This window comes from Arthrobacter sp. D3-18 (assembly GCF_054408525.1).
Genome location: NZ_CP096440.1, coordinates 4,376,361 through 4,386,397, shown reverse-complemented (window position 1 = coordinate 4,386,397; position 10,037 = coordinate 4,376,361). Strand labels below are relative to the sequence as shown.

12 protein-coding genes are annotated in these 10,037 nt (G+C 62.5%); 7 read left to right on the top strand and 5 right to left on the bottom strand.

What is annotated here, in order from left to right; genetic code table 11:
• Positions 1–77: 77 nt before the first annotated feature.
• The gene (locus tag M1D89_RS22585) at positions 78–857 is read left to right on the top strand and encodes an SDR family NAD(P)-dependent oxidoreductase (protein WP_498647166.1); all 780 of its coding nucleotides are present in this window, start codon (positions 78–80) and stop codon (positions 855–857) included.
• A gap of 69 nt (positions 858–926) precedes the next feature.
• Positions 927–1,343 (top strand): hypothetical protein, encoded by a 417-nt coding sequence (locus tag M1D89_RS22580; RefSeq protein WP_498647164.1) that lies wholly within the window; start codon positions 927–929, stop codon positions 1,341–1,343.
• Positions 1,344–1,348: 5 nt separating this feature from the next.
• On the opposite strand, the gene M1D89_RS22575 is transcribed toward M1D89_RS22580, so the two are convergent.
• Positions 1,349–2,422, bottom strand: coding sequence for an FUSC family protein (locus tag M1D89_RS22575; RefSeq protein WP_498647162.1), 1,074 nt, complete (start codon positions 2,420–2,422; stop codon positions 1,349–1,351).
• A gap of 131 nt (positions 2,423–2,553) precedes the next feature.
• On the opposite strand from M1D89_RS22575, the gene M1D89_RS22570 reads away from it, so the two are divergent.
• Together M1D89_RS22570 and M1D89_RS22565 are read left to right on the top strand one after the other, a co-directional pair.
• Positions 2,554–3,024: an SRPBCC family protein gene (locus tag M1D89_RS22570; RefSeq protein ID WP_498647160.1), complete on the top strand. Its 471-nt coding sequence runs from the start codon at positions 2,554–2,556 to the stop codon at positions 3,022–3,024.
• A complete protein-coding gene (locus M1D89_RS22565; RefSeq protein WP_498647158.1) occupies positions 3,021–3,536 on the top strand; it encodes a GNAT family N-acetyltransferase in 516 nt (171 codons plus the stop codon). The genes M1D89_RS22570 and M1D89_RS22565 overlap by 4 nt, the downstream gene beginning before the upstream one ends.
• Here the strand turns inward: M1D89_RS22565 and M1D89_RS22560 are convergent, their stop codons facing one another.
• Positions 3,537–3,938, bottom strand: coding sequence for a VOC family protein (locus M1D89_RS22560; protein ID WP_498647156.1), 402 nt, complete (start codon positions 3,936–3,938; stop codon positions 3,537–3,539).
• 73 nt (positions 3,939–4,011) lie between these two features.
• Positions 4,012–4,932: a DMT family transporter gene (locus tag M1D89_RS22555; RefSeq protein WP_498647153.1), complete on the bottom strand. Its 921-nt coding sequence runs from the start codon at positions 4,930–4,932 to the stop codon at positions 4,012–4,014.
• Here M1D89_RS22555 and M1D89_RS22550 point away from each other — a divergent pair.
• Entirely contained in the window at positions 4,931–6,346 is a 1,416-nt protein-coding gene (locus M1D89_RS22550; protein WP_498647151.1) for an aminotransferase-like domain-containing protein, read from the top strand. The two genes, M1D89_RS22555 and M1D89_RS22550, sit on opposite strands and share 2 nt — an antisense overlap.
• Positions 6,347–6,458: 112 nt before the next feature.
• Here M1D89_RS22550 and M1D89_RS22545 read toward each other — a convergent pair whose 3' ends face one another.
• Positions 6,459–8,090, bottom strand: a complete 1,632-nt coding sequence (locus M1D89_RS22545) for an MFS transporter (protein ID WP_498647149.1) — start codon at positions 8,088–8,090, stop codon at positions 6,459–6,461.
• Between the two features lie 287 nt (positions 8,091–8,377).
• The gene (locus M1D89_RS22540) at positions 8,378–9,247 is read right to left on the bottom strand and encodes a putative protein N(5)-glutamine methyltransferase (protein WP_498647147.1); all 870 of its coding nucleotides are present in this window, start codon (positions 9,245–9,247) and stop codon (positions 8,378–8,380) included.
• Positions 9,248–9,430: 183 nt separating this feature from the next.
• Here M1D89_RS22540 and M1D89_RS22535 point away from each other — a divergent pair, with 183 nt between their 5' ends.
• Together M1D89_RS22535 and M1D89_RS22530 are read left to right on the top strand one after the other, a co-directional pair.
• On the top strand, positions 9,431–9,631 hold the full coding sequence (locus M1D89_RS22535) for a hypothetical protein (RefSeq protein ID WP_043469623.1): 201 nt from the start codon (positions 9,431–9,433) through the stop codon (positions 9,629–9,631).
• Between the two features lie 51 nt (positions 9,632–9,682).
• Entirely contained in the window at positions 9,683–9,943 is a 261-nt protein-coding gene (locus M1D89_RS22530) for a hypothetical protein (RefSeq protein ID WP_498647145.1), read from the top strand.
• Positions 9,944–10,037 lie beyond the last annotated feature (94 nt).

Below are 10,037 nucleotides of genomic sequence, written 5' to 3'. Positions count from 1 at the left end.
AACGCCAATCCGGCTCGCAGACATTGGTGTTAACTGCCATCTCGGCGCGGGAAAAGGGGAGGGGCTAGTCTAGGCGCATGACCACTCGAGCCAACGAACTCACTGCCTTGGTTACCGGCGCCACCGCCGGGCTCGGTGCAGAATTCGCCCGCCAGCTCGCAGAAGCCGGGCACCACCTTGTCCTGGTGGCCCGCGATGAAGAGCGCCTAAAAGACAAGGCCGAGGAACTCGAACGCGACTTCAGTATCTCGGCGGAGGTCCTTTCCGCGGACTTAACCACCGACGTCGGTGTCTCGGCTGTGGCTGACCGTTTGCGGGACGCTGCACGGCCTGTGGATGTCCTGGTCAACAACGCGGGCATCGGACTGTTGAAGTCGTTCGAACTGAATGACCTGGACGAGGAACGTCGCCACCTGAGGCTCCACGTCCAAACGCCCATGGAATTGAGCCACGCGGCACTTGAAGTCATGCTGGCGCGCGGGAAGGGGCGGATCATCAACGTCGCCAGCGTGGCAGCGTTCGCCAACAGGGGTACTTACTCCGCCGCCAAAGCATGGCAAGTGACATTCAGTCGGTGGGCCAACATCACCTACGCGAAATCCGGAGTGCAGGTCACCGCGGTTTGCCCAGGTTTCACCCACACCGAATTCCACGACCGTATGGGCATGGACAAAACTGTTGCTCCCCGGTTCTTGTGGCTCACAGCCGAGCGGGTAGTGCGCGAGGGTCTGGAGGACAACGCCAAGGGCAAGGGTGTCTCCATCCCTACACGACGCTATAAAGTGGTCAGCTTCTTTGCGCGTATCCTGCCGGCGAAGCTCACCTCGGGCCCACCCCGGCGGCCGCTCGAACCGTAAATCTGAGACCCCGGGTTACTATGACAGTTCATTCGAGCCTGAGGGGGCAGTGCTGTGAGGAACAAATCCTTGGCATTCATTATGGCCATGGTTGTCAGCGGAGTGCTGCTGAGCAGCTGCACCGGAACGAGCAACACGGGATTCAAGGCGTTGGAACGAGAGGCAACGGAGACCGACACTCCGCCGACGGGCCTGAAACTCGAGCAATTCGACTTGGAAAAGGTGCTGTTGGTCGCTGAAGCGAACGGGAAGAAGTACTACTTGGGACAGGGCAAACAGGGCCGTCCGTCATGCCTGGTCGTAGAAAATGCGGACCCATCGCTCTCTCATAGCGGCTGCACTGACTCCGTTCAGGGGGAGATGCTGAGGATCAGTGGTCCCGACCAGAAATCTGCTGTTCTGGTTGCCGACGACTATGACACCAAGGAGCTTGAGTCGAGTGGCTTGACGAAAATCCACCCGAACATCCTGGTAGTTACCAACTGACCCGATTAAGAGTTGACCCGGCCCCGCGGTGCCCGCACCAGCACCGCCACTGCGATCCCAACCACGGCCCCCACAAATGTCTCGATGGCACGCTCCATGACCAGCACTCCTGGATCCATGGGAGCAGCGAGTTGGGCGATCAACAGGATCACCGGCGTGAAGAACACCATGGCCCAGCCGTAGTGCCGTGCCATGAACAGCTCGGTGGGGAACTGGCACAGAACCACCAGCACAGCGAGCACCACCGCGGTTTGACCGGGGAAGTACTGAAGCGGCGATAGCGGACTGGGGAAAAGCACGACGGCGACGATCCCCAGCCCGAGGAACGTCCCCACGATGCGGTGGATACCTCGGTGGACGCGGCTTGGGAGGTCGGCTCCTGCCAACGGCACGGCCGCGGCGGCCATGGCCCAGTGGGGATGGCCGCTGCCGCTCAGCACTCCGATGGCCCCGGCTGTCCCGACCGCCAAGGAATAGCGTGCAGCATGAACTAGAGCAGCCCGGATCAGGGCATCCTGACGCTGCGGGCCGCGAAAGACGGGAACGTCGCGGCCAGCACCGGCGACCCACGTACGCGCCCGGAACCAGCCGCTGAAACCGACCACCAGCGAAAAGACGGCGGACGCGGCGCCGATGAGTACCGCCGTCGCAAATGGCACATTGGTTGGCACGGAGGCGCAGGCGCCCAGGGCGAGGATACCGAAGAACGGGCCTATGGGCTTGAGCCGTACGGCGTCTGCATAAAGGGATCCGGCGCCGGCGAAGAAGGTTGCCACGAGTACCAACCACCAAGACTGGATGTGGTTGACGGAGAGGAACACCCCGACGGTGAGTCCGCCAACCAGGAACAGGGCGGCCTGGGCTTGATGTTTGAGTCTGAGCTGATGCGTTTCGTTGCGGCCGTACATGCCGGTGAGTGCACCGAATACGGCGTACATCATAAGGTCCGGACGGCCGATGAGAATGAGGAACAGCCCAGGAACTGCGACACTCAGGGCTACGCGTACTGCTGAGAGGCGATCGTTGTTGGCGGGGCCAAGCCGGTGCAGTTCGCGGGCATGGGCGATGATTGCAGGCACAGAAAACACCACCAATCATCGAGGGACTCCTTTGAAATTATCAGGATGGCTACGCAGCTCGCCATTAGCCCGGTCACAAGCCGTAGCGAGGTTGGGCACACGCAGCCGGGAAGTTCTGGGAAGATCAAGGTATGCCCGTCGCTTTCGTCTGCCGCACCCGCTCCAGCCTGTCACCGCAGGAGCTGTTTGATCTCTCCCGCAACATCGATGCCCACGTAGGGTCCATGACGCAGAGCCGCGAGAAGGCAATCGGCGGCGTCACCACTGGGCTCATCTCGGAAGGTGAGACTGTTACCTGGCAGGCCTGGCACCTCGGAGTCCGGTTCCGCATGACCAGCCGCATCACGGGGATGGACGCGCCGTCGTCGTTCTCTGATGAACAGGTGAAGGGCCCTTTCAAGTACCTCCGCCACACGCACGAGTTCCGGCAGGACGGCAGCGGGACCCTCATGGTGGATACCGTGGAATTCGCCGCACCGTTCGGTCCGCTGGGCAGGCTGGTGGAAAAGCTGGTTCTGGCCCGCTACCTGCAGAACCTGATTGAGAAGCGCAACGCGTTCCTGGTGGCCCCAACCCCTCCCACTCTGGACTCCCGGCAATGATCAGGCTCGCGCACGCGGACGACCTGCTGATTCTGCAGGACATCGAGCGTGCCGCGGGCGAGGCTTTCCGGGCTTTGGGAATGGACTCCATCGCGGACGACGAGCCCCTTTCCATCGATGAGCTGAACAGTTATGCCTCGGCCGGGCGCGCTTGGGTTTCCGTCGACGGACTCGACTACCCGGTGGCGTACCTGTTGACGGATATCGTTGACGGCAACGGTCACGTGGAGCAGGTCAGCGTCCACCCGGATCAAGCACACCAAGGACTGGGCCGGGAGTTGCTGCATGCCGCGCGCGTATGGACGCGCGGACACGGAATGCAGCGCCAAACCTTGAGCACCTTCCGGGACGTGCCGTGGAACGCCCCGTACTATCGCCGCCTCGGCTTCGAAGTGCTCGACGCCGGCAGTTGGGGTCCGGGGCTGACCCGCCTCATGGAGCACGAGGCTGAGTTGGGCCTGACCCGCTGGGCCCGTGTAGCCATGTGGCGCCCGGCGGTCCCGCCGAAATAGCTAACTGGCCACCAACTCAACCTCATAGCTGTCCGTGTTGAGCAGGTATGCCGCGTAGTGGTCCGGGCCGCCAGCGTGCGGGTACTTCGACTCGAACATCTCGTACCAACCGGCATCTGCCCCGAGAGCTCGGATCCTGTCCACGTTCTCCCGGGTCCCGGCGTGGAAGGCTATGTGGTTGACTCCTGGATCAGTGCGTCGGTGGGTAGTGGCGGTGGTTGCATCAGTCTGCTCCACCACCACATACGTGCCGTCAAGCTTCCAGCTGCACCCCGTGGGCCACTCCTGGAATGGCTCATAACCCAGCTCACCCAGGAGCCAGCCCCACTCTTCCCTTGCCCGGTCAAGGAACGGCACCCAGATCTCAAGATGGTGGATCGATCCCACCGGAACCTCACGCATGCGCCGATTCTACGAGGTCCGCGCCCGTTCCACATCGGTTGCGTTCGCCGAGTCGCTGCGCGTACAGGGGTTTCTACTTCCTGAGCCTGACGCGAACGGCGGCGCCGGCGCACAGGATCACCGCAAGGCCGCCCACTACGGTGGTCCACGTCATCGACTCGCCTAACAAGAGTCCGGCCCAGGCGATACTCATGACCGGTTGGACGAGTTGGATCTGGCTGACCTGGGCCATGGGCCCGATGGCCAGGCCGCGGTACCAAGCGAAGAAGCCGAGGAACATGCTCACCACTCCCAGGTACGCGAAGGACAACCACTGGACCGGAGTGGCAGAAGGTATGCCGGAGCCTAGCGATACCACCGTCAGCAGGATCATCACTGGTGCAGCCACCACCAAAGCCCAGGAGATGGTCTGCCATGCGCCCAGTTCCCGGGCCAGCAACCCACCCTCTGCATAGCCGATGGCGGCAGCCACCACTGCACCCAGCAGCAGAAGATCCGCCCAGTGAAGCGCACCAAATCCACCGGACTGCACCAAAGCGAACACCACGGCGGCAATCACTCCCACCACTGTCAGTACCCAGAACAAGGGACGAGGATGTTCCCGTCCCCTGATCACCGCTACAGTCGCTGTGGCCGCTGGCAGTAGCGCGATGACCACGGCTCCATGGCTGGCGGAAGTACTGGTCAACGCGAACGTGGTCAGCAGCGGGAATCCGGCCACGATTCCCCCGGCAACTACAGCCAGCCGCAACCATTGGATGCCCTGTGGAAACCGCTGCCGAGTTAGCGCCAAGGCAAGGGCCGCGAGAATGGCGGCAACAACTGCCCGGCCGGCGCCGATGAACAGGGGAGACATTCCCTCCACAGCCACCCGTGTCAGCGGAACAGTGAAGGAGAAAGCGACGACGCCAAGGAGACCCCACCAAACACCCGTTGATGTCCGGGTGGATACCACTGGCCGCAAAAGCGTAGTAGCGCTACTATTAGGACTCATGAACAACGATAGCAGTTCCCGAATCGTCTCGCGAGTAAAAGAATGGATCGCAGGGGCTGCGCCGGGAGCCAAGCTGCCATCAACGCGCCAACTCGTTGCTGAGTACCAAGCCAGCCCTGTCACCGTCCAGAAGGCCCTCAGGACACTCACCGCGCAGGGCCTGATTGAGAGCCGGCCCGGCGTTGGAACTTTCGTCCGGGCTTATCGCACTGCCAGGCCCTCCGACTACGGCTGGCAAACAGCAGCCTTGCGGGCAGCCCAAGTCGCCCGACCACTGAACTCTGGCGCCATGCGGAGCGCTACCAATGACGTCATCGCATTCCATTCCGGATACCCGGACCGCGAACTCCTCCCCGAAAGACTCATCCGCGGCGCCCTCACACGTGCCGCAAGGGGAGACGCCGCTCTGACCCGGCCGCCGGCCCAAGGACTTCCCGAGCTCCAGACCTGGTTCGCGCAGGAACTTAGTACCTCAACGCCAGTGGGCGTTACGCCGCCCCAGCCGAGCGACGTCGTCGTACTTCCGGGGAGCCAGAGCGGACTCAGCTCGATTTTTCGCGGACTAGTGGGGCATGGCCAGCCGCTGTTGGTGGAGTCGCCCAGTTACTGGGGTGCGCTGCTGGCGGCGGGCCAGGCGGGCGTCAATGTCATTCCTGTTCCGAGCGGCCCGGAGGGCCCCGACCCGGAAGAACTGGACCGGGCTTTCGAGGAATCGGGCGCGCGGCTGTTCTACGCGCAGCCCAACTTCGCCAATCCCACGGGCGCGCAGTGGTCGGCGGAGCGTGGGGAAGAGGTACTGCGGATCGTTCAGAGGCACGGGGCCTTCCTGGTGGAGGACGACTGGGCGCACGACTTCGGCATCACGGCGCAGTCGGTCCCGCTCGCCGCCAGAGACGATTCCGGGCATGTGGTCTATATCCGCTCGCTGACCAAGAGCGTCTCGCCTTCCATCCGTATTGCAGCGGTCATCGCGCGGGGACCGGCACGCGAACGCATCATGGGGGCGCAGGCGGCTGAGTCCATGTACGTCAGCGGCCTGCTTCAGGCGGCAGCGCTCGACGTCGTCACGCAGCCAGGGTGGCAAACCCACCTTCGCGGCCTCAGCCATCAGCTGCAGTCGCGGCGCGATTTGCTGGTCACCAGCCTCCGCGAGCATGTTCCGCAGGCCCATCTCAGCCACTTGCCAAAAGGCGGTTTGAACTTGTGGTTGCGGATGCCGGACGGGTTCGACGTCGATCAACTCACCAAGGATTGCGAGGCGGCCGGCGTTCTTATTGCGGCCGGAACGGAGTGGTTCCCTGCGGAACCTGAAGGGCCGTACATCCGGCTCAACTACGCCGGACCGAATCCGGGCGGCTTCCCGGAAGGTGCGCGGATCATTGGCGCGGCAGTGCAGGCCCAGTTGGGGCTTTAACAGCCGCAGCCACCAACCTCAAGGAGAGCGCCTTGGGGCTGGTGGCTGCGGTGGGCGGCTAGCTGCCGCGAACTATCTGAAGTGCGTTGCAGAAGTTGCAGGCAGTGAGTGCCTAAACGGGAGTCAGGTCCTTGTTGCCTTTACCAAACACCGCGTCATCGATGGGCTGGCCGTCAAACGGCATTTCGTCCAGGTTGATAAGCGGGTTGGTGTCCTGCGTTGCTACGAGCTCACGTGCCTCGGCCTGAGTATCCACGCTGGGCATGGAGCCAGGCAGGGGGCGCTGGGCGGATTCACGCAGGAAGTAGATGGCGATTGCACCGATGATGGACGTGGCCATCAGGTAGTACGCCGGCATCATGTCGTCGCCCGTGCCTTCGATCAGGCCCTGGACAATGAACGGTGTGGTCCCGCCGAAGATCGCAACCGAGAAGTTGTAAGCGATGCCCATTCCGCCATAACGGCTGGACGTCGGGAACAGGGCCGGCAGGGCGGAAGCCAGGTTGGCGATGTAGAACGTCACCGGGAAGGCGATCAGGGCGAGGCCGGCCAGCGTGGACCAGATGTCGCCAATGCCGATCAGCAGGAATGCCGGAATGGCGAAGACGATGGTGCTGCCTGCGCCGATCCACAGCACAGGACGGCGGCCGATGCGGTCGGAAAGCTTTCCGGTCAGTGGAATACAAACAGCCATGATCACCAAGACCGGGATGGTCAGCAGCGTGCCATGAACGGGATCGTAACCCTTGGAATCCGTAAGGTACGTGGGCATGTACGACGTCAGGGCGTAACCAACAGTGTTGGCTGCGGCCGCGAGGATCATGGCCAGCACGATCTGGCGCCAGTAGGCCTTGATGATTCCAATTGGACCCTTGGCCACGGCAGCATCCTGCGATGCGGCGTCCTTGGCAGAGGCTTCCTGGGCGTCCAGGGTTGCCTGGAACTGGGGTGATTCCTCGATCTTGCTACGGAAGTACACGGCGATGAGGCCCAGCGGACCTGCGATCAGGAAGGGGATCCTCCAACCCCATTCCTCCATGGCTGCCTGTCCGAGCGTGAGCTGCAGGACCGAAACCAGGGCGGCACCAAGGGCGAATCCGATGTAGCTGCCCATATCGAGGAAGCTGGCAAAGTAGCCGCGGCGCTTGTCCGGGGCGTACTCGCTAACGAAGGTGGTGGCACCGGCGTATTCGCCACCGGTGGAGAAGCCTTGGATGAGCTTCAGGATCACCAGCAACGCGGCGGCCCAGATGCCGATCTGCGCGTAGCCGGGAAGGAGGCCGACGGCGAACGTACTTGCCGCCATGAGCATCAGTGTTGCGGCGAGGACCTTCTGACGGCCAACCTTGTCGCCAAGCCAACCGAACACGACGCCGCCGAGGGGGCGCGCGATGAAGGTTGCGGCGAAGGTGCCCAGAAGGAAGAGTGTCTGGACGGACTTGTCTGCTTCCGGCAGGAAGACAGGGCCCATGGTGGTGATGAGGTAGCCGAACACGCCGACGTCGTACCATTCCATGGTGTTGCCGACGATCGTGCCGCCGAGTGCTTTGCGCAGCATCGGCTTATTCACCACGTTGACGTCGGATTCTTTCAGCCGGCGCTTCGGGCGAAGCTTCGTTTTCTTTACTGTATCTACTGAATTTGGTGCGTTTGTGGCGGCCGGGGTGGGGCCTGCCAATACCTGGTTCCCGGTGGCGTTCCTTGCGCCATCCGGAGAGACGGTGTTGCTTTGGTCTGTGGGCATTTGGGCTTCTCCTAGGGAGGTCATTTGCTTGCGACTTCTGCTGCCCCGCTCTGGGCAGGGTTTCAATTTTACGCGTTTTGGACCGAAAACCCGAGTTGAGATCCGATTTTTGGGCCATATGAGGGTGCAAATTGCCTAGCTGTGTTGCATCTCATTACCCGCTCTTGCCCTGTAATCATGCGGATCCGGGCTCGTTTTTGCCCTCGGGAGCACGTTGTTACCAAATTGTTTAGCTGAGCCCACTTAACGGGCCGGATTCGGGCCTAAAAGCTGACGGTTTGAACGGATCACCCGTGCGCCGCGAGCACCACGGTTGCATCCAACTCCTCGTCCGAGGCCACCTTCGTGAGCAACCCCGCCTCCTGCAGGAGTCGGGCAGTGCGCGGCGCCTGTTGACTTGAGGTTTCCATCACCAAGGACCCACCCGGCGCCAGCCACTCAGCCGCGCCCAGCGCTAAGCGACGCTGGACATCCAAACCGTCAGCGCCGCCGTCGAGCGCTACCCTCGGCTCGTGGAGCCGCGCCTCCTGCGGCATCAGCACCATGGACTCCGTAGGAACATAGGGCGCGTTCGCGAGCAGCACGTCAACTTTCCCGCGTAGTTCCCGGGGCAATGCCGCGTAGAGGTCCCCCTGGTGGACGCGGCCGCCGCGAGGCTCAACGTTGCGGCGGGCGCACTGAACCGCTGCGGGGTCGATATCCGCAGCGTGCAGTTTGCAGCTCCCCAGGAGATCGTTGAGTGCTGCACCTATCGCCCCGGAACCGCAGCAAAGGTCGACGACGACGGCTCCGGGTTTGGCGATCATCGCCGCCACTCGCACCACGAACTCCGTGCGCCGCCGGGGCACGAACACACCGGGGTCCACGGAGATTCGCGTCCCGCAGAACTCCGCCCACCCCACAATGTGTTCCAAGGGGCGTCCGGTAAGGCGTTGGTCCACCATGCGGTTGAGTTGGTCCGGATGGTGGGCGGCATCGAGGAGCAGTTGTGCTTCGTCCTCCGCAAAAACGCAGCCGGCGGCACGCAGTGCTGTGGCGATGGATGCTCTCCGGGTCACGTTTGCCATGCTAGCCGAGGAGGAATTCCTGTGGAGCACGAAGAAGCTGCAGGTGAGGGGTTCACAAATCTGCAGGGATTTGGTTAGGGTATGAGGCATGGGAACACTGATTTTTGAGTAGACCGGCCTCTGCCCTAGCGGCACAGCCGAGTTTAACCTGACAAAAATCCACGCCTGTTGAGGCCCTGCCTCCATGCCGTTCCCGTTCTTGATGACTTTTTCCCGAACCGCGACGACAGGGATACGTGTCTCTTCAGGACTCACACTTTTAGGAGTCCACGTATGACTGCCAACCCTTCCGAAAACAAGAAGACCCCGGCTTCCGGCGGTATCAAGTCCAAACTGACCGACGCCCAGAAGGCCATGCTGGCCAGCAAGTCCGGGGGTGGTGCTCCGGCCGGTTGGCAAAGCACAGGCAAGGGGCATAAGCCAACCTCCGCCAGCGGTAAGCAGGCTAAGACGGAAAAGAAGGTCCGCTGGTAAAACCAGCGGACAGGCACATTGGAAATACAGGCACACTGGAAAGGAAGAACCATGACTGCGAATCACGAGTCTGAACGCATCAATCCTGAGGTTGCTAGCCACTTGGTGGAGTCCATGGGTATGGCGCCGATGCCCGAGCCGACAACCGTCGCCGTCGCGCTGGGCGCTGACCAGAGCAAGCAGTGGCCGGACGGTAACGGCAAACGTCGCCACCCGAAGGACCGCGACCAAGCCCATGGCCGGATGGGCCAGGGGGCAGCTGTGACGGCGATCCACAGGACCAGCCGCCCGCAAATGCCGCACTCCTCCTAGGCTCGCATCGCCGAACCAATCGCACCAACAGGAGCCAGCCCAACTAGGTCGCAGATCATGCCGTTTTGAGCCCTCAGAACGGCATTAACTGCGA